The organism is Streptomyces sp. Tu6071, from assembly GCF_000213055.1.
GTDB lineage: Bacteria > Actinomycetota > Actinomycetes > Streptomycetales > Streptomycetaceae > Streptomyces > Streptomyces evansiae.
In genome coordinates, this window is record NZ_CM001165.1 from 4,296,354 (window position 1) to 4,314,291 (window position 17,938).

Annotated in this window: 17 protein-coding genes and 1 riboswitch; of the genes, 9 read left to right on the forward strand and 8 right to left on the reverse strand. The window is 75.0% G+C overall.

Annotated features, from left to right (window positions below):
- Positions 1-170 precede the first annotated feature (170 nt).
- Genes STTU_RS17920 through STTU_RS17930 form a run of 3 tightly spaced genes read left to right on the forward strand, consistent with a single transcriptional unit; the run spans position 171 to position 2,680 of the window.
- Positions 171-743, forward strand: coding sequence for a GlcG/HbpS family heme-binding protein (locus STTU_RS17920; RefSeq protein ID WP_007825388.1), 573 nt, complete (start codon positions 171-173; stop codon positions 741-743).
- Positions 744-788: 45 nt separating this feature from the next.
- Entirely contained in the window at positions 789-1,463 is a 675-nt protein-coding gene (locus tag STTU_RS17925) for an ankyrin repeat domain-containing protein (protein WP_007825395.1), read from the forward strand.
- The gene (locus tag STTU_RS17930) at positions 1,460-2,680 is read left to right on the forward strand and encodes a YncE family protein (protein WP_043255579.1); all 1,221 of its coding nucleotides are present in this window, start codon (positions 1,460-1,462) and stop codon (positions 2,678-2,680) included. Before STTU_RS17925 ends, STTU_RS17930 begins: the two co-directional genes overlap by 4 nt.
- Before the next feature lie 109 nt (positions 2,681-2,789).
- Here STTU_RS17930 and STTU_RS17935 read toward each other — a convergent pair whose 3' ends face one another.
- Positions 2,790-3,371 carry a GNAT family N-acetyltransferase gene (locus STTU_RS17935; RefSeq protein WP_007825400.1) on the reverse strand — a complete coding sequence of 194 codons (582 nt, stop codon included), beginning with the start codon at positions 3,369-3,371 and terminating at the stop codon, positions 2,790-2,792.
- 90 nt (positions 3,372-3,461) lie between these two features.
- Between STTU_RS17935 and STTU_RS17940 the strand changes: the two genes are divergently transcribed.
- The gene (locus STTU_RS17940) at positions 3,462-4,382 is read left to right on the forward strand and encodes a prephenate dehydratase (protein WP_007825404.1); all 921 of its coding nucleotides are present in this window, start codon (positions 3,462-3,464) and stop codon (positions 4,380-4,382) included.
- Positions 4,383-4,491: 109 nt separating this feature from the next.
- Here the strand turns inward: STTU_RS17940 and STTU_RS17945 are convergent, their stop codons facing one another.
- Positions 4,492-5,067: a TerD family protein gene (locus STTU_RS17945; RefSeq protein WP_010278495.1), complete on the reverse strand. Its 576-nt coding sequence runs from the start codon at positions 5,065-5,067 to the stop codon at positions 4,492-4,494.
- Positions 5,068-5,286: 219 nt separating this feature from the next.
- Here STTU_RS17945 and arfB point away from each other — a divergent pair, with 219 nt between their 5' ends.
- On the forward strand, positions 5,287-5,718 hold the full coding sequence (gene arfB / locus STTU_RS17950) for an alternative ribosome rescue aminoacyl-tRNA hydrolase ArfB (protein ID WP_007825413.1): 432 nt from the start codon (positions 5,287-5,289) through the stop codon (positions 5,716-5,718).
- Between the two features lie 146 nt (positions 5,719-5,864).
- Here the strand turns inward: arfB and STTU_RS17955 are convergent, their stop codons facing one another.
- On the reverse strand, positions 5,865-6,374 hold the full coding sequence (locus STTU_RS17955) for a flavin reductase family protein (protein WP_007825415.1): 510 nt from the start codon (positions 6,372-6,374) through the stop codon (positions 5,865-5,867).
- Between the two features lie 506 nt (positions 6,375-6,880).
- On the opposite strand from STTU_RS17955, the gene cdgB reads away from it, so the two are divergent.
- Entirely contained in the window at positions 6,881-8,743 is a 1,863-nt protein-coding gene (gene cdgB / locus STTU_RS17960) for a diguanylate cyclase CdgB (RefSeq protein ID WP_007825417.1), read from the forward strand.
- A 214-nt stretch (positions 8,744-8,957) separates the two neighbouring features.
- A complete protein-coding gene (locus STTU_RS17965) occupies positions 8,958-9,977 on the forward strand; it encodes a CBM35 domain-containing protein (protein ID WP_007825419.1) in 1,020 nt (339 codons plus the stop codon).
- A gap of 66 nt (positions 9,978-10,043) precedes the next feature.
- On the opposite strand, the gene STTU_RS17970 is transcribed toward STTU_RS17965, so the two are convergent.
- From STTU_RS17970 to STTU_RS17980, 3 genes are all read right to left on the reverse strand, one after another.
- Positions 10,044-10,994, reverse strand: coding sequence for a 1-phosphofructokinase family hexose kinase (locus STTU_RS17970; RefSeq protein ID WP_007825421.1), 951 nt, complete (start codon positions 10,992-10,994; stop codon positions 10,044-10,046).
- Positions 10,995-11,340: 346 nt separating this feature from the next.
- The gene (gene nagA, locus STTU_RS17975) at positions 11,341-12,513 is read right to left on the reverse strand and encodes an N-acetylglucosamine-6-phosphate deacetylase (protein WP_007825423.1); all 1,173 of its coding nucleotides are present in this window, start codon (positions 12,511-12,513) and stop codon (positions 11,341-11,343) included.
- Positions 12,513-13,445, reverse strand: a complete 933-nt coding sequence (locus STTU_RS17980) for an ROK family protein (protein WP_007825425.1) — start codon at positions 13,443-13,445, stop codon at positions 12,513-12,515. The genes nagA and STTU_RS17980 overlap by 1 nt, the downstream gene beginning before the upstream one ends.
- 119 nt (positions 13,446-13,564) lie before the next feature.
- Here STTU_RS17980 and STTU_RS17985 point away from each other — a divergent pair, with 119 nt between their 5' ends.
- Together STTU_RS17985 and otsB are read left to right on the forward strand one after the other, a co-directional pair.
- On the forward strand, positions 13,565-14,035 hold the full coding sequence (locus tag STTU_RS17985) for a DUF3263 domain-containing protein (RefSeq protein ID WP_007825427.1): 471 nt from the start codon (positions 13,565-13,567) through the stop codon (positions 14,033-14,035).
- 34 nt (positions 14,036-14,069) lie between these two features.
- Complete coding sequence (gene otsB, locus STTU_RS17990; protein WP_007825429.1) at positions 14,070-14,930, forward strand: trehalose-phosphatase; 861 nt, start codon at positions 14,070-14,072, stop codon at positions 14,928-14,930.
- A gap of 22 nt (positions 14,931-14,952) precedes the next feature.
- Here the strand turns inward: otsB and STTU_RS17995 are convergent, their stop codons facing one another.
- Positions 14,953-16,389, reverse strand: a complete 1,437-nt coding sequence (locus STTU_RS17995; RefSeq protein ID WP_007825431.1) for an alpha,alpha-trehalose-phosphate synthase (UDP-forming) — start codon at positions 16,387-16,389, stop codon at positions 14,953-14,955.
- 213 nt (positions 16,390-16,602) lie between these two features.
- Entirely contained in the window at positions 16,603-17,553 is a 951-nt protein-coding gene (locus STTU_RS18000; RefSeq protein WP_007825433.1) for a glucosyl-3-phosphoglycerate synthase, read from the reverse strand.
- Between the two features lie 219 nt (positions 17,554-17,772).
- Positions 17,773-17,928, forward strand: a riboswitch (SAM riboswitch).
- Positions 17,929-17,938 lie beyond the last annotated feature (10 nt).

The following is a 17,938-nucleotide window of genomic DNA, read 5'->3' on the forward strand; positions in this document are numbered from 1 at the left end:
GGAACGGCGGTCCCGTGAGGCCGGACCCGGTCCCGTACCCGTGAGGCCGCAGGACCGGCCCCGCACCCGTGAGGTCGCGGGACCGGCCCCGTACCCGTGAGGCCCGGCCTCCGACCCGCGAGGGCCGGCCCGGTCCTCGTACCCCCGACGCACACCCCTGGAGCGCACTCATGTCCCTCACCCTCCGCACCCGCCGCAGCCGCCTTCTCGCCGGTGGCACCCTCGTCGCCGCGCTCGGCACCGCCGGCGTGCTCGGCACCGTCTCCGCGAACGCCGAGTCCCCGCAGTCCCGCCCCGCCGCCTCCGCGGCTCCGGCCGCCGACGCCTCGGGCCGCGACACGACCACCACGACGCACCTCACGACCGCCGCCGCGACCCGCGCCGCGCAGGCCGCGCTCGACGCCGCCCACCGCGCCCACCAGAACGTCTCGGTCGCCGTCGTCGACCGCGACGGGCGCACGCTCGTCACGCTGCGCGGCGACGGCGCGGGCCCGCAGTCCTACGAGTCGGCCGTGAAGAAGGCGTACACCGCCGTGTCGTGGAACGCCCCCACCTCCGCGCTCGTCAAGCGCCTCGACTCCGCGCCGACCCTCAAGGACATCCCGGGCACGCTCTTCCTCGCGGGCGGCGCCCCGGTCACCGCGAAGGGCGCGCCGGTCGCGGCGGTCGGTGTCGCGGGCGCGCCGAGCGGCGACCAGGACGAGACGTTCGCGAAGGCGGGTGTCGCCGCGCTGGGCAGGTGAGATGAAGTAGGACCCGTCCCCGTCCCGTACCCGCAGGAGCCACCCATGTCAGGAACCCAGTCCCCCGCTGCCGCCCTCCTCCTCGCCGCGGCCCGCACGGGCGACGCGGACAGCGTCCGCCGCGCGCTCGCGGACGGGGCGGACCCGGAGGTGCGGGACGAGGCGCGGCGCACGCCGCTGCTGCTCGCGGCGCAGGGCGACCACGTCGCGGCGGCCCAGGTGCTCGTCGCCGCGGGCGCCGACCCGAACGCGCAGGACACGCGGCTGGAGAGCGCGTGGCTCGCCACCGGCGTCACGGGCAGCGTCGCGATGATGCGCGCGCTGCTTCCCGCCGGACCGGATGTGCGGCTGCGCAATCGTTTCGGCGGGATCGCGCTCATCCCGGCGAGCGAGCGCGGGAACGTCGCGTACGTCGAGGCCGCGCTGCGCGAGACGGGTATGGACGTCAACCACGTGAACCGGCTCGGCTGGACCGCGCTCCTGGAGGCCGTGATCCTCGGCGACGGCGGCGCCGCGCACGAGGAGATCGTGCGGCTCCTGCTCGCGGCGGGCGCGCGCCCCGACCTCGCGGACGGCGAGGGCGTCACGGCCCGGGAGCACGCGGAGCGGCGCGGGTTCGCCGGGATGGCGGCGCTGCTGGCGGCGGCGGAGAGCGGGTCCCCGGCCGGGACCGGGGGTCCGGCGGAGGCCGGGCGGACCGGGGACGGAGCGGCCGGATGAGACGGAGGGCCCTCCTCGCGGCGGCGGTGCTCGTGGCGCTCGCCGGGTGTGCGGGGCCGCCGTCCGCCGAGGACGGCGACCCGCCCCGTACCGCCCCGGCGGGGCCGGGCCGTACGGACACCGCCGCGCCGCGGCCGGGCCGCACGGGCGAGGCGAAGCCGTCGCCGACCGGCAGCACGCCCCCCACCCGTTCCTCCGCGACGCTCCTCCTCGCGGACTTCGGCGCCGACACCGTGACCTTCCTGCCCGCGGACGGGCGGGGCCGCCCGGATGCCGTCCGGGTGGGCGTCGCCCCGTACGGCGTCGCGGTCGGCGCGGACGGCAGGGCGTGGGTGGCGACGGCGGAAGGGCTCGCCGTCGTGGACACGCGGACCCGCGAGCGCGTCGCCCGCGTCCCGTACCGGACGCGGACCGGGCCCGTCGCGCACGGCGAGTACCGGGGCGGCGGCATGGGCGTCGCGCTCGCGCCCGACGGGCGGCACGCCTACGTCGGCGTGAACGTGCCGGACGGGCGCGGCACGCTGGAGGTCGTGGACACGCGGACGCTGCGCGTGACGGCCGTCCTGCCGGTGGGCCGGCGGCCCTTCGACGTGGACGTGGCGCCGGACGGCGGGCGGGTGTACGTGACCGCGCACGATTCCTTCGAGGTGACGGTCATCGACCCCGGTGACGGTGAGCGTGGTTCGGGTGCGGGCGGTTCCGGGGACGGCGGGGCGGCGCGCGTCGAGCGGCGCGTGGAGGTCGCGCCGTACGGGACCGAGGGCGGCCTCGGGAGCTGGCTCAAGCCGCACTACGCGGCGGTGCGCCCCTCGGACGGCCACCTCCTGCTTCCCTTCGAGGGCGAACGCCTCGTGGACCTCGACCCCGCGACGGGCCGCTCCCGGGTCCGCCGCATGACGGCGCACACGCACCAGCACGGCACCGCGCTCACGCACGACGGCCACCTCCTCGTCGTCGGTACGGGCCCCATCGACCCCGCCGAGGACGAGGGCCCGTCGCTGACGATCCGCGCCCCGGACGGCACGGAACGCGTCGTACCGCTCGACGGCCCGCACGAGAACGTGAGCGCGTCCCCGGACGGCCGCACGGCGTACGTGACCGCCGGTTACACGCGCGAGGGCTGGCGCGACGGGGTCACGGCGGTGGACCTGCGGACGGGGAAGACGCGGTGGCTCCCCGGCGGGACGCGGCCGGTCGGGGTCGCGGTACTGGAGTGAGGGCCCCTCACCCCTCCGCCACCGGACCCCCGCCGGTCCCGGCGCCCCTGCCCGGTACGGCGCCCCTGCCCCGCCCGGTGCCCCTGCCCAGTTGCGCGCCGCCCTCCGCTTACGCGCCGCTCCCCTCCGACCCCGCCCCTCCCGCCTGCCCGTCCACTCCCGGCTCTCCCAGCAGGTCCTTGCGCAGGACGTACGTCGGCCGTCCCCGCCGCAGGTCGGGGCGTTCGTCGACGACCTCGTAGCCGAGCGCGGTCCAGAAGGCCATCGCCGTCGCGTTGCCGCGCAGGACCGCGAGGCGGACGCCGGTGCGGCCCTCCTCGCGGAAGCGGTCCTCGACGGCGCGGGTCAGGCGGCGGCCGTGGCCCTGGCGGCGGGCGCGGCCGTCGATCATCAGCAGGCCGATCCACGGGTCCGGGTCGTCGGGGCGCGAGGGGTGGTGGCGCAGGGTCGCGGCGAGGCCGACGAGCCGGCCGCGCGAGCGGGCGAGCAGGACTTCCGCGTCGGGGTGCGAGAGCTCTTCGGCGAGCGAGGCGGCGACCTGCTCGGGGCGGATGTGCTCCGGGTCCGGGAAGTCGCCGCTGAGCTGCTGGAACTCCTTGTCCGAGGCGTACAGCTCGGTCAGTTCGAGCAGGACGGGGGCGGGGAGCGCGAGCGGGTCGTCGGCCGGGGGCAGAAGCGTTTCGATGAGCATGGGGCGGAGCGTAGGTCCCGTACCCGCCCCCGGTGCCTCACCACGTGGACAGCGCCGCGTCGCCCCACCCGCTTTCGGTACGTTGGCACCATGAGCAGCGTTTCCGCCGTCGCGTACCAAGGTGAACCAGGGTCCAACTCCGCCGCCGTGAGCGCGGCCATGTTTCCGGGCGTGCCCACACTGCCCTGCGCGACCTTCGCCGACGTGCTGCACGCGGTGAACGAGGGCGAGGCGCGCGTCGCGCTCATCCCGATCGAGAACTCCTCGGCGGGCCGCGTCGCCGACGTGCACCAGCTCCTCGCCTCGTCGGGGCTGCGGATGTTCGCCGAGTACTTCCAGCCGATCCACTTCGACCTCGTGGGTCCGCGCGGCGCCACGATCGAGGACGTCAAGACCGTCCGCAGCCACGTGCACGCGCTCGGCCAGTGCCGGAGGATCACCCGCGAGCACGGCTGGACGGCGCGCGTCGCCGAGGACACCGCGGGCGCGGCGCGCGAGGTCGCCGAGCTGGGCGATCCGGCGCACGCGGCCTTCGCGCCCCCGGCCGCCGCCGACCTCTACGGGCTGCGGGTCCTCGCCGAGCAGGTCGAGGACGAGCACCACAACACGACCCGCTTCCTCGCCCTCGCGCGCGCCGACGAGACCCCGCGCCCCGAGCGCGTCGAGGGCGTCGCGTACGTCACGAGCCTCCTCTTCCGCACCCGCAACATCCCCGCCTCGCTCTACAAGGCGCTCGGCGCCTTCGCGAGCAACGGCGTCAACCTCACGAAGATCGAGTCCTACCAGCTCGGCGGCAGCTTCTACGCCAGCCAGTTCTACGTGGACGTCGAGGGGCACCCCGAGGACCCCGGCTTCGTGCGGGCCCTGGAGGAGCTGTCGTTCTTCTCGGCCGAGCTGCGGGAACTCGGCGTGTACCCGGCCCACACCTTCCGCGAGGAACTGCACCGGCCCGCGGAAACACCTTCCGGCCCCTCTGCGGGGACCGTTCGGCCGGAGGCCGGGGGAGAGTGAGGAGCGGGGTCCGGGGCGGAGCCCCGAGGAGGGGCCGGGCGGGCGGTACGGGCCGGGCGCGCCCCGTACCGGCGCCGCCCGGCCCGTGCCTCCGCCCTCAGGCGTCCTGTCAGACGTTGACGCCGAAGTCCTGCGCGATGCCGACGAGGCCCGAGGCGTAGCCCTGGCCCACGGCCCGGAACTTCCACTCCGCGCCGTTGCGGTACAGCTCGCCGAAGACCATCGCGGTCTCGGTCGCCGCGTCCTCGGAGAGGTCGTAGCGCGCGATCTCGGTGCCGCCGTCCTGGTTGACAATGCGGATGTAGGCGTTGCGGACCTGGCCGAAGTTCTGGTTGCGGGTCTCGGCGTCGTAGATCGAGACGGGGAAGACGATCTTGTCGACGTCGGCGGGCAGGCCCGCCAGGTTGACGTTGATCGCCTCGTCGTCGCCCGCGCCCTCGCCCGTCCGGTTGTCGCCGGTGTGGACGATCGTCTGGTCCGGGGTCTGCTTGTTGTTGAAGAACACGAAGTGGGCGTCGGAGTAGACCTTGCCCTCCGTGTTGACCGCGATCGCGGAGGCGTCGAGGTCGAAGTCCGTACCGGTCGTGGTGCGCACGTCCCAGCCGAGGCCGACTGTCACGGCGGTCAGGCCCGGGGCCTCCTTCGTCAGCGAGACGTTGCCGCCCTTGGACAGGCTTACAGCCATGGGATGTGTCCCTTTCGTCGAACGATCACGGCCCCGCGCCTTCGGCGGGACCGTCGTCATTTCTATGAACGCGGGGGCACGCTGCCAAGGTTCCTGGCTCCTTTGCTTTCTTTACGAATCTCGGCGGACCCGGTGCGCGCAGGGGCCTCGCGCGCCCCGTCGGTACCCCCGGCGTGAAAAGCGCGTGCCGCACGCCCCGGGACGCGCGACCATGGAGGCATGTCCGGTCCCCATGTCATCCGTGGCTCGGTCGTCCTGCCCGAGGCGGAGCTGAAGTGGCGTTTCTCGCGCTCCTCCGGGCCCGGCGGCCAGCACGTCAACACCTCCGACACACAGGTCGAGGTCCTCTTCGACCTCGCCGCCACCGAGGCGCTGCCCGAGGTCTGGAAGGCCCGCGCCCTCGAACGCCTCGCCCCGCGCCTGCGCGACGGCGGGGTCCTCGCCGTCCGCGCCTCCGAGCACCGCTCGCAGTGGCGCAACCGCGAACTCGCGGCCACCCGCCTCACGTCCCTCCTCGCCGAGGCCACGGCCCCGCCCCCGGCGGCCCGCCGCAAGCGCAAGATCCCCAAGGGCATCAACGAACGCCGTCTCCGCGAGAAGAAACAACACGGCGAGCGCAAGCGGGGCAGGTCGGGCAAGGACTGGGGGTAGCGGTCGGCGCGACGCCGCTCCGGTCCGTACCCGCCGCAGGAGCCCGGGTGCCGCCGCAGGAGACCGCGTACGGACGTGGAAGCCCGCGTACGACCGGCGGAGAGCCCGCCGCGTCCCGGACGGATCACCCCCCGTCCCCGCGCCCCCTACCCCAGCGCCCGGTACTTCCCCCGGAAGTACACCAGTGGTTCGCCGTCCTCGCTCGGGAGGTCCGCGCTCAGTACGCGGCCTATGACGAGGATGTGGTCGCCCGCTTCGACCCGTTGCTCGGTGCGGCACTCCAGGGTGGCGAGGGCGCCGCCCATCAGGGGGGCGCCGGTGTGTGCGCCGCGGCGGTAGGGGAGGTCCTCGAAGAGGAGGCGGTCGCTGACCCGGCCGCGCATCGCGAAGCGGCCCGCGATGTGGCGCTGGCTGCGGGCGAGCAGGGAGACGCCCCACAGGGGTTGTTCGTCGAGGAGGTCGTCCATGCGGGAGCCGGCCCGCAGGCTCACCATGACGAGCGGCGGATCGAGCGAGACGGAGAGGAAGGCCGTCGCCGTCATCCCCGCGTCCTCGCCGCGCGGCGCGTCCGGGTCGGTCTGCGGCTCGTGGGCCGTCACCAGGACGACTCCGGCCGCGAGCCGGCCGAGCGCGGCCTTGAACTCCTCGTCACTCACCCCCACAGCATGAGGGGTGGCGGGGGCGGCGGGGGATGGGGCGTCGGTCCTGAACACGTCATGCACGCTAACTCGCCGGTAGCACTCACCGCATCGGACCAGCGGCCGAACCGGAGGTCCTAAGACCGCACCGGTGTTCCCCGGCGGCACGGGGGCAGGGGACGAGCGGCGGGGTGAGATGGAAGGTGACGGGTGTGGCCGGAAGTCGCCCTGTGTCGCCACGTGTCGCCAAGCGGTGCTCAAGCGGTCGAAAACGCACAGTCGGCGTACAGAGAGTGCGCATGAGGCCACAGATTTCGCTGTGACTTGAGTCACAGCACTCACATTTAGTTGACCGTGAGTACCGGGCGCACAGCTCACTGTGATTCAGTGGGGGAGTGGCCAATGTGCTGATGTGATCGGATGATCAGCGGCCGGATTGTCGGGTGTGATGATCCGTGCCGCCGGTGGTCCGGGGGAGGCGCGCGTCCTGGAGTCGCTGTCGAGGTCTCGGGGAGTAGACGAGCATGGAGACCGAGTCGGAGCCCTACGTCCGTCTTGCGACCATGCGGCAGCTCCACCAGGCGGTCTCCGACCTCGCGACGGCCCGCAGCCTCGCCGACACCCTCCAGGCCGTCGTCGACGGCGTCGTCAACGGCATCGGCTGGGAACTCGCCGCCGTCAACATCGTCCAGCCCGACGGTGACCTCGTCGTCGCCGCCCTCTCCGGCAGCGACGCGGCCGACTCCCTCCTGACCGGCCGTATCGGCTCCCGCACCGCCTGGGAACGCAGGCTCGCCGCCGGAGAGCAGTGGGGCGCGCTGCGCTTCCTGCGCCACGACATCGCCCGCCAGCTGGAGACCGACGGCATACCGGCCTGGTACACCCCCGGCCCCGAACCGCGCTTCGCCGACGAGTGGCACCCCGAGGACCAGCTCCTCGCCCCGATGTACGAGTCCGGGCAGGCCGGGGACCTCGTCGGCGTCCTCGCCGTCGACCGCCCCCGCGACGGCCGCCGCCCCGGCGCCTGGGGCTGCGAGGCGCTCCAGATGTACGCCGCCCAGGCCGCCACCGCCATCGCCAACGCCCGCCTCCGCTCGAACATGCAGCGCGCGCTCGTCCGCCTGGAGCGCGAGCAGCAGGCGCTGCGCGCGAGCGAGGAATCCTTCCGGCAGGCGTTCGAGTACGCGCCGAGCGGCATGGCCATCGCGGAACTGGGCGGCGAGCACCACGGCCGCGTCCTGCGCGCCAACGACGCCCTGTGCCGCCTCCTCGGCCGCTCCGCCTCCGCGCTGCGCCGCTGGTCCTTCGTCGACCTCGCCCACCCCGAGGACGTCGGCGTCCTGCTGCGCACCTCCGCCGAGGGCGGGCGGACCGAACTGCGGCTGCGGCGCCGCGAGAAGAGCGGCGAGAGCTACGTGTGGGTGCACCTGCGCAACTCCGTCGTCGCCGACGCGGCGGACGGGCCGCGCTTCCTGCTCACGCACGTCGAGGACATAGAGGACCGCAAGCGCCGCGAACTCCACCTCGCCCACCGCGCCAGCCACGACGCCCTCACCGGCCTCCCCAACAGCGCCGAACTCCGCTCCCGCCTCGCCGCCCGCCTGTGCGAACGCCCCTCGTCGAGACCCCCGACCCCCGTCGAGAGCCTCGACGCGGCCTACGGCGACCACCGCCCGGACGCCTTCGCGCGCCACGAGAACTACGAGAGCTACGAGGAGTACGCGGCGGCGCACTACGCGGGCGAGCCCTACGGGACGGGCGCCGTCGCGCCGTACGGGCCGTACGGGGGCGAGCCGCCGTACGGGACCGAGGCGCGGCAGCCGTACGAGGCGCCGAGCCCGTACACGCCGCACCCCGTGACCGACTCCGGCGGCCACACGTACGACCTCGGCCCGGACGCCGCCGGGCGCCCCGCCGCCCCGGCCGGGGGCTACGAGACGCACACCCACGCCGTCGCGCCGCCGCCCGAGGGGCTGCCCGACAACGGCGTGAAGGGCCTCGCCGTGCTCTTCTGCGACCTCGACGGCTTCAAGCCGATCAACGACCGCTACGGCCACCACGTCGGGGACGCCGTCCTCATCGAGGTCGCGCGGCGGCTCAGCGGCGGCGTGCGCGACGGGGACACCGTGGCGCGGCTGGGCGGGGACGAGTTCGTCGTGCTCGCGGACGGCGTCGGGCGCAGCGACGCGGAGGACCTCGCCGTGCGACTGCGGACCGCGATCACGCAACCGATCAGGGCCGACGGGCGTTCCGTACGGGTGGGGGCGAGCTTCGGCATCGGCTGGGCGCGCTGCGGCGAGAGCCCGGAGGAGGTCCTCCAGTCGGCGGACCAGCGGATGTACGTCGAGAAGCGCTCGCGGTCGCGGCAGCACCGGCGCGCGATCTGACCCGCACGCTCCCGCGGGCGCCGTGCCGCCCCTGCCGGGCGCCGGGCGGGCCCCCGGGCGCCCTGTGGTCCCGGCCACGCGGTGGGTTCGTGCGGAGCGGGTAGGCTCGCCGGGACCGGCCGGTGCCGCTCGCGCGCCCCCGGCACGCCTGTCCGTACCGCGACCAGCACGTCCCAGCACGTCACGTTCCAGCACGTCAAGGAGTGAGCCAGCGATGACCCCCGGTCCCCCCGGCAACAACGGTGCGAACCCGCCCGAGGGCGAGAACCCGGGGGCAGCGGGCACGGAGGAGGACGACCCCTTCGGCTACCTGTACGCCGACGGCCAGTCCGCCGGGGCCAGGCCCCCGGGAGGCGGCGGCTACGGCTACCCCGGCCCGCGCTCGTACCACCAGGTCAGGGCGGTCGGCGAGCGGCAGTACGGGTACGGGTACCCGCCCAAGGAGGGCCAGCAGAGCGCCCCGCAGCAGGGCGCCCCGACGGCCGCGTACCCCCAGCAGCAGAACGCCCACTACGCCGCGCCGGAGAACCTTCCCGGCGGGCCCCCGGCGGGCGGCGGGCGTCGCGCGGCGGGCGGCCAGGGCGGTGGCCGGGGCCGCGGGCCGAACAACAAGGGGCTCCTCATCGGCGCGGTCGCGGTCGTGTGCGCCGTCGCCGTGGGCATCACCGTGGCCGTGGTCACGGGCGGTTCGGGCGACGACAAGCAGGCCGCGAAGGACCCGGCGCCCAGCGCCACGGCCTCGCAGGGCCAGGGCGGCGAGGACGACGGCAAGCAGTCCGGCGACGACGCGTCGAAGGAGCCGCAGGAGGAACTCCCGAAGGCGGACGCGAAGACGCTCCAGCTCTCGGGCGGCCCCTCGGTCGCCTCGGACGTCGAGGGCGCGAAGGCGGACGGCGGCAGCTACGTCGCCGGGTTCAACAAGCCCGGCGCCAAGCTCACCTGGAACGTCAGCGTCCCCAAGGGCGGCGAGTACACCGTCTTCCTCGACTACGGCGTCCCCGGCAAGGACCAGCAGGCCAGCCTCTACGTCAACGGCGGCGACCGCCGTGACCTCTCCCTGAAGAACTGGGCGCAGGCCCCGGAGGGCGACTGGAAGAAGGGCTGGACCACCTCCTACGTCTTCACCAACCTGACGAAGGGCACCAACGCGATCTCCTTCTCGTGCGACGAGGGAGACACCTGCGACGCCAACTTCGACCGGGTGTGGCTGAAGGCGGGTCACGTCACGAAGTAGGAGGACCCGGGGGTACGCCTCCCGGCCGGGCCCCGGCACGCCTTTCCTGGCACGTGCCCCGCTCCCTCACCCCACCTCCGCCACCTTCACCTCTCCCTGGAGCCGCGCGTACGCCCGCGCGTCGAACTCGCCCGCCACCGGCGAGGCGACCGCCGCCGCCGCGAGGGCGGTCGCGTGGGCGAGCCGCGCGGGCCAGGGCTCGGCGTCGGCGAGACCGGCGAGGAGGGCGGCGACGACCGCGTCGCCCGCGCCCGTCGGGTTGCCGGGCAGGGGGCGGGGGAGGGCCGCGCGCCAGGTGGTCAGGGGGGTCGCGGCGAGCAGACCGCGCTCGCCGAGCGAGGCGACGACCGCGCCCGCCCCCCGGCGGCGGGCGTCGCGGGCCGCGCGGGCCGGTTCGCGGGACCCGGTGAGCTGGGCGAGTTCGTCCTCGTTGGGCTTGAGGATGTCGGGGCGCGCCGCGACACCCCGGCGCAGCGCCTCACCGCTCGTGTCCAGGACGACGGGCACCCCGGCCGCCCGCGCCTCCCGCACGAGCGTCGCGTACGCCCCCACCGGCACCCCGGGCGGCAGGCTCCCGCAGAGCGCGACCGCCGTCGCGGCGGGCAGCAGCGCCGCGTACGTGTGCCGGAACGCGGCCCACTCCGCCGCCGAGACGAGCGGTCCCGGCTCCCGCAGCACCGTCGCGGCGGCCCGCGCCGCCGCCCGCGACACGACGCGCCCTCTCGGCTCCGTCGTCACCGTGACCGTGCGCCGCGCGGGCTCCGCCGTCTCCACGAGCGCGTCCGTGACCCCGTCGGCCCCGGCCAGCAGCTCCCGTATGCGCTCCCCCGTGGGCCCGCCGCAGAGCCCCGTCACCGTGACGTGCCGCCCGAGCGCGCCGAGCACCCGGGCCACGTTGAGGCCCTTGCCGCCCGCGCGTTCACTCACCTCGCGGACCTGGTGGCTCGCCCCCGGCACGAGCGCGGGGACGCGGTACGTCAGGTCGAGCGCGGTATTGAGCGTGACGGTCAGCAGCATCCGCGCACCCCCTCCCCCTCACGGTCCGGTGCGACCCGGCACCGGCACGAGGTCCGATCATGCCAAAGCCGCACCCCGCCCGCCCAGAGGCGGGAGCGGAGCGGACCGCCCCGGACGGGACCGAACGTTTCCCGCCCTCACTCCGTCACAACGGCGTGCACGGGGGAGCGGTAGGGGGACGAGCCGCCCGCGCGGGGGGCGGGCGGCTCTCCTCGGCCGATCGGCACGGTGGCCGTGGCGCCACCGGAACGGAAGCCGTCGGCTTTCGCGCGGCCCGGACCGCCCCGCCCTCGCCGGGCCCGGCCCCCGCCGTCCCGGTGTCGCGGTCGCCTCCGCCAGCCCCGCCTCAGCCCCGTGTCGCCGCGACCGCCGGTTCCGGTGTCACGATCCACCGGCCTTTGCGCAGCACCCCCACCACGTCGAAGCCCGCGTCGAGCACCACGACATCCGCGTTCTTGCCCGGCTCCAGCGAGCCCACGCGGTCCGAGAGGCCGAGCAGGCGGGCCGGGTTCGCGCTCAGCGCCCGTACCGCCGCCTCGACGCCGAGCCCGTCGACCGTCACGGCCCGCTTGAGCGCGCGGTCCATCGTGAGCGTCGAGCCCGCGATCGAACCGCCCTCCGTCAGCCGCGCGACACCGTCCACGACATCGACCTCCAGCGGCCCGAGCCGGTAGCGCCCGTCACCGAAGCCCGCCGCGTCCATCGCGTCCGTCACGAACGCCACCCGGTCCGCGCCCTTGTGATGGAAGGCCAGCCGCAGCGCCGCCGGGTGCAGGTGCGTGCCGTCGTTGATCAGCTCGACGGTGATCCGCTCGTCCTCCAGGAGCGCCGCGACCGGGCCCGGCTCGCGGTGACCGAGCGGCGGCATCGCGTTGAACAGGTGCGTCGCCACGGTCGCGCCCGCGTCGATCGCCTCCACGGTCTGCTCGTACGTCGCGTCCGTGTGCCCGATCGCCGCGATCACGCCCTGCTCCACGAGCAGCCGCACCGAGTCCAGACCACCGGGCAGCTCCGTCGCGAGCGTCACCATCCGCGCCTGCCCGCGCGCCGCCGCGAGCAGCTTCGCGACCTCCGCCGGGTCCGGGTCGCGCAGCAGCGCCTCGCTGTGCGCGCCCTTGCGGCACGGCGAGATGAACGGCCCCTCGAAGTGGATGCCCGCCAGCTCACCGTCCTCCGCCAGCTCCGACAGCAGCCCCGCGCGCTCCGCGAGCCCGTCCAGCTCCCCCGTCACGGTCGAGGCGACGACCGTCGTCGAGCCGTGCGCGCGGTGCGTGCGCAGCGCGGTCCGTACGTCCTCGACGTCGCCGGCGCCGAACGCGGCCCCGCCGCCCCCGTGGTTGTGGATGTCGACGAAGCCGGGCACGAGCCAGTGCCCGCGCAGATCGATCTCCGGGGCGCCCTCGGGAGCGCGCTCCGCGATCCGCTCCCCGGCCACGACGAGCCTGCCGTCCGGCACCTGCCCCGTGGGCAGGACCACGGTGGCGCCGGTCAGGACGGTGTACTCGGTGCTGGCAGCCATCAGGCGCTTACCTCCGTGGCGAGTAGGTCCCAGGCGAGCAGGCCGGCGCCGAGGCAGCCCGCCGTGTCCCCGAGGGCGGCGGGCACGATCTCGGGGAGCGCCTGGAAGGTGACGCGCTCGGCGACGGCCGCGCGCAGCGGTGTGAACAAGGTTTCCCCGGCCTCGGCGAGCCCGCCACCGATGATCAGCGTCCGGGGGTCGAGCAGGGTGATGCCGATGAGCAGCCCGTCCGCGAGCGCCGCGACGGCCTCCTCCCACACGGTGAGCGCGCGCGGGTCCCCGGCGACCACGGCCTTCGCGCAGTCCGCGGCGGTCGCCCGCGGGTCGCCGCTCGCCTCCGCCCACGCGGCGGTGACGGCGGAGGCCGAGGCGAGCCGTTCCAGGCAGCCGCGCTGCCCGCAGCCGCACGGCGGCCCGTCCGGACGCACCACGACGTGCCCCAGCTCACCGGCCGAACCGTGCGCGCCGGGCTCGATGACGCCGTTGATGCCGTACGCGCCCGCGATGCCGGTACCGAGGGCGAGGAAGAAGAAGCGGTCGGCCCCGTGTCCCGCGCCGAGCCGCCCCTCGGCGATACCGCCGGTCCGCACGTCGTGGCCGAGCGCGACGGGGACTCCGCCGAGCCGTTCGCCCAGCAGGGCGCGCAGCGGCACGTTCTCCCAGCCGAGGTTCGCCGAGAAGACGGCGATCCCGCGCTCGGTGTCCACCACGCCGGGGATCGCTATGCCGACCGCGCTCGCCCCCTCGCCGAACTGCTCGCTGCCGTACGCGAACAGCTCGGCGGCGAAGGCGAGGATGCCCTCGACCACCGCCCCGGGCCCCTGTTCGCGCCCGGTGCGCCGCCGTTCCTCGTGCAGCAGCTCACCCGCCGCCCCTACCAGGGCGGCCTTGATCCCGGTGCCGCCCACATCGAGGGCGATGACATGTTTCACGTGAAACAGTTTGGCGTCTCAACTGGGAGAGGTCTAGTCCATTCGCGTGGCGAAGTTGCCGGAACGGGAGACCGAAGGGGAGAGCGGGGCTGTCGGAACGGCGCTCTAGGCTGCGGGGAATGAACGACGCGCACGAGGAACCGGCCCGGGGAACGGGGGCCGAGGAGCCCCCACCGGAGACAGGGGAGCCCCCACTGGAAACCGGGGAGCCCAAACGGCAGGCGGTCCCCGGGGAGTCCGCACGGCAGGCGGTCTCCGGCGAGTCCGCACCGCAGGCGGTCGGCGGGGAGCCCGTACCCGAGGACGGGGAGCGCGGACGCGAGTCCGTCGCCACCCCGCCCGAGTCCGCCGCCCCGCCCGAGCCCGCCCCCCTTTCCGCCCGCGACCGCGACGTCCTCGCCCTCGAAGGCGAGAGCTTCACCGGGCCCGGGGCCAAGGAGCGGGCCGTCCGCGAGCGCCTCGGCATGTCGCCGACCCGCTACTACCAGCTCCTCAACGCCCTGCTCGACGACCCCGCCGCCGAGGCGCACGCCCCCGTCACGGTCCACCGCCTGCGCCGCGTCCGGGAGGCACGCCGTGCGGAGCGGTGAGGCGGACGCCCGCCGGGCGGCCTAGAGTCGGCGCATGACCGCAGCGCCTGACCCGCACTCCTCCCGTTCCCCGCTCCCCGAGCCCGTGACCGAGGCCGGGCGGGCGGGGCTGCGCGCCGTTCTCGACCAGCCCTCGGCCGCCGTCGTGGCGCTCGACTTCGACGGCACGCTCGCCGACATCGTCCCGGACCCCGACTCCGCGCGCGCCCGCCCCGGCGCCGTCGACGCGCTCGCCCGCCTCGCGCCGCACGTCCGCTCCCTCGCCGTCGTCACCGGCCGCCCCGCCGAGACCGCCGTCCGCTACGGCGGCTTCGCGCACGTCCCCGGGCTCGAACACCTCGTCGTCCTCGGCCTGTACGGCGCCGAGCGCTGGGACGCCGCGAGCGGCGAACTCACCGCCCCGCCCCCGCCCCCCGGACTCACCGCCGCGCGCGCCGAACTCCCCGCCGTCCTGGCCGAGCACGGGAACCTCCCCGGACTGTGGACCGAGGACAAGGGCCAGGCCGTCGCCGTGCACACCCGCCGCGCCGAGGACCCGCAGGGCGCGTACGACGCACTGCTCGCCCCGCTCACCGCGCTCGCCGCACGCCACGGCCTCATCGTCGAACCGGGCCGCATGGTCCTGGAGTTGCGCCCGCCCGGCATGGACAAGGGCAAGGCCCTCACGACCTACCTCGACGAGGTCGGCGCCGCCTCGGTCCTCTACGCCGGGGACGACCTCGGCGACCTCGCCGCCTACGCCGCCGTCGAAGCGGGCCGCCCCGCCCGCCCCGGCCTCCTCCTCGCCTCCGGCACCGAGGTCCCCGAACTCACCGACCGCGCCGACCTCCCCCTCGCGGGCGGCCCGGAAGAGGTCGTCGCCTTCCTGTCCGCTCTGGCCGACACGCTGTCCTGACCCCCGGGGGGCCTGGGCGGGCCTACGCCCCGCCCAGCGCCTCCAGTTGCTCCATGAACCACTTCGCCGGCGGCAGCGCCGTCGCGGCCTCCGCCAGCCGCTTCGTGCGCGCCGACCGGGCCTCCGGGTCCTGGGTCAGCGCCGTGTGCAGCGCCTCGGCCGTCGCCGAGACGTCGTACGGGTTCACCACCACCGCGTCCGCGCCCAGCTCCTCGTACGCCCCCGCCTCCCGGGACAGCACGAGCGCCACGCCCGCGTCCGAGACGACCGGGACCTCCTTCGCCACGAGGTTCATGCCGTCGCGGATCGGGTTGACCAGCGCGACGTCCGCGAGACGGTACGCCGCGAGCGAGCGCGGGAAGTCGTCGTCGACCTTGAGGAGGACGGGCGTCCAGTCCGCCGTGCCGAACTCGTCGTTGATGTCCTGCGCGACCCGCTCCACCTCCGCCGTGTACGCCCGGTACACCTCCAGGTCCTGCCGGGACGGGTACGCGAAGGCGAGGTGCACGACCTGCCCGCGCCAGTCCGGGCGGTCCGTCAGCAGGCGCCCATACGCGTGGAGTCCGCGCACGATGTTCTTCGACAGCTCCGTACGGTCCACCCGCACGATCGTGCGCCGCCCCTCGCCGCCGATCTCCCGGCGCAGCGCAGCGATCCGCTCGTCGACGTCCTCCTGGTGCGCGCGGTCGCGCAGGAAGTCGGCGTCCGCGCCGAGCCCGTGCACCGCGACCTCGGTCCGGCCCGTGCCCCCGACGAGCGCGTCCGCGCAGGCCGTGAAGGCGTCCGCCCAGCGGCGCGTGAGGAAACCCGCGTGGTCCGCGCCGAGAATCCCGCGCAGCACCTGCTCCGCCACGTCGTCGGGCAGCAGCCGGTAGTAGTCGAGCGGCGCCCACGGCGTGTGCGAGAAGTGCGCGATGCGCAGATCGGGGCGCAGCGCGCGCAGCATCCCCGGCACGAGCACGAGGTGGTAGTCCTGCACGAGCACCGCCGCGCCCTCCGCCGCCTGCGCCGCGAGCGCCTGCGCGAAGGCGCGGTTGTACGACTCGAACGAGGCCCAGCGCGCGCGGAACTCCGGGCCGAAGGCGGGCTCCAAGGGGGTCTGCCACAGCATGTGGTGGGCGAACCACAGCACGGAGTTGGCGATGTCGTTGTACGCCTCGTGCTGCGTACGCGGATCGATCCCCAGCATGTGGACACGGCGCCCGCCCGTGTCCGCCGGGTCCAGCTCCGCGCCCGAGCGCCGGGCCGCCTCGCGGTCCGCGTCGCTCAGCGCGGCGCACACCCACACCGCGTCGACCTCGGGACCGATCGCCGAGAGCCCCGAGACGAGCCCCCCGCCGCCGCGCTTGGCCGTCAGCTCGCCGTGCGCGTCGAACGCGTACGAGACGGGGCCGCGGTTGGAGGCGAGGAGGACGGCGGCGCCGGTGCCGGTGGGGCGGGTGGGGTCGTCAGTAGGCATGGTGCATTCCTCGCCTCGGGATCATGGGCTCAAACGTGCGAACTGTGCGGGAATCGGCATCCGCCCCCACCGCCGTGTTCCGCCGCGCCACCTGCGCGGCCCCGCCCCGGGCGCCGCCGCGGGAACCCGCCCGGCGGCACTCCCCGTACGCGTCCGGTGACGCGCCCCCGCGGGCCCGGCGGCACCCCCGCACCCCTCCGGTGGCGCCCCGCCTCAGGCCGCCGCCCTGCGCTCCGTGTACTCCGGGATCTCCCGCATCGGCGGCCGTTCCTCCGTGTCCACCGCGTGCGTGTGCGCCTCGAAACCGCCCTCCGGCAGGCGGTCGAACTGGGTCAGCTCGGGGCGTACGAGATGGCCGCGCGCGAGCCGCACCTGCGCCGTGCGGTAGATCGTCGCCGCCATGCGGCCCAGCGCCTGCCCGTCCTGGTGGCGGTGCACCCGCACCCCGACGTCCACCTGCGCGAGCGCGTCGAGCCCCACGGTGTGCAGCGCGTCCACGAGGAGGCCCAGCTCGACGCCGTACCCCACCGGGAACGGCAGCTGTTCGAGCAGGGAGCGCCGCCCCGCGTACTCGCCGCCCAGCGGCTGCACGAAACCCGAGAGCCGCGGCCAGTGCATGTTGAGCAGCGGGCGCGCCATGAGTTCGGTGACACGGCCGCCCTGCCCCGGTTCCGCGCCGAGCGGACGGTCGTACATCGCCTTCACGAGGTGCACGTCCTGCTCGGCGAGGAGCGGGCCGAGGATGCCGGTCACGAAGGCGGAGCTGAAGTCCTTGAGGTCCGCGTCCACGAAACAGATCAGGTCGCTGTCGGTCGCGAGGAGCGAGCGCCACAGCACCTCGCCCTTGCCCGGCAGGGCGGGCAGGCGCGGCAGCACGGCGTCCCTGTGCACGACCCGCGCCCCGGCCGCGCGCGCGAGCTCCGCGGTGCGGTCCGTGGAGCCCGAGTCGAGCACGACGAGTTCGTCGACGAGCGGGACGGCTTCGACGAGTTCACGCCGGATGACGTCGACGATCGCGCCGACGGTCGCCTCCTCGTTCAGCGCGGGGAGGACGACGGCCACCGAGGCCCCCGTGGCGCGTTTGAGCGCGGCGAGACGTTCCACGGGCCAGTCGTTCGCGGTCCAGGAGCGGTGCTCCAGCCAGCGTTCCACCTCTTCGATCACGGCGTCTGTCCCCTCGTGCGTGCGGACCCGCTGGGGGCCCTTCGACTGCCGCCCCTTGCGGAGGGCGCCGATGAGACCTTCATCTCGGCGTGCGGACGGCTCTCTCCACGATCCAGGGCTTCGGTTACAGTCTTGAACAACGCGGGTGACCATCCCATGTCGGGGTGCGCTGTCACCTTGTGTCACAAACGCCCCGGGTCCGAAGCCCGGGTGCCACAACGCTCATCCAGAGGGGCAGAGGGATACGGCCCGTTGAAGCCCCGGCAACCCTCCAGCCAGTCTCCGCGCGGTTCACCGATACCGCCACCGAAGGCCCTGGCTCGGGAAGGTGCCAATTCCGTCTCGCGGCGAGATGCGCCGCGGGGAAGATGAGGAGAAAGGGCCT

What these genes read in the sequence shown, in the direction of transcription:
- STTU_RS17925 (WP_007825395.1), top strand. Translation starts at nt 789, where the DNA reads ATGTCAGGAACCCAGTCCCCCGCTGCCGCCCTCCTCCTCGCCGCGGCC.
- STTU_RS17995 (WP_007825431.1), bottom strand. Translation starts at nt 16,389, where the DNA reads ATGCCTACTGACGACCCCACCCGCCCCACCGGCACCGGCGCCGCCGTC.
- STTU_RS17985 (WP_007825427.1), top strand. Translation starts at nt 13,565, where the DNA reads ATGAACGACGCGCACGAGGAACCGGCCCGGGGAACGGGGGCCGAGGAG.
- cdgB (WP_007825417.1), top strand. Translation starts at nt 6,881, where the DNA reads ATGGAGACCGAGTCGGAGCCCTACGTCCGTCTTGCGACCATGCGGCAG.
- nagA (WP_007825423.1), bottom strand. Translation starts at nt 12,513, where the DNA reads ATGGCTGCCAGCACCGAGTACACCGTCCTGACCGGCGCCACCGTGGTC.
- STTU_RS17920 (WP_007825388.1), top strand. Translation starts at nt 171, where the DNA reads ATGTCCCTCACCCTCCGCACCCGCCGCAGCCGCCTTCTCGCCGGTGGC.
- arfB (WP_007825413.1), top strand. Translation starts at nt 5,287, where the DNA reads ATGTCCGGTCCCCATGTCATCCGTGGCTCGGTCGTCCTGCCCGAGGCG.
- STTU_RS17945 (WP_010278495.1), bottom strand. Translation starts at nt 5,067, where the DNA reads ATGGCTGTAAGCCTGTCCAAGGGCGGCAACGTCTCGCTGACGAAGGAG.
- STTU_RS17970 (WP_007825421.1), bottom strand. Translation starts at nt 10,994, where the DNA reads ATGCTGCTGACCGTCACGCTCAATACCGCGCTCGACCTGACGTACCGC.
- STTU_RS17935 (WP_007825400.1), bottom strand. Translation starts at nt 3,371, where the DNA reads ATGCTCATCGAAACGCTTCTGCCCCCGGCCGACGACCCGCTCGCGCTC.
- STTU_RS17930 (WP_043255579.1), top strand. Translation starts at nt 1,460, where the DNA reads ATGAGACGGAGGGCCCTCCTCGCGGCGGCGGTGCTCGTGGCGCTCGCC.
- STTU_RS17965 (WP_007825419.1), top strand. Translation starts at nt 8,958, where the DNA reads ATGACCCCCGGTCCCCCCGGCAACAACGGTGCGAACCCGCCCGAGGGC.
- STTU_RS17940 (WP_007825404.1), top strand. Translation starts at nt 3,462, where the DNA reads ATGAGCAGCGTTTCCGCCGTCGCGTACCAAGGTGAACCAGGGTCCAAC.
- otsB (WP_007825429.1), top strand. Translation starts at nt 14,070, where the DNA reads ATGACCGCAGCGCCTGACCCGCACTCCTCCCGTTCCCCGCTCCCCGAG.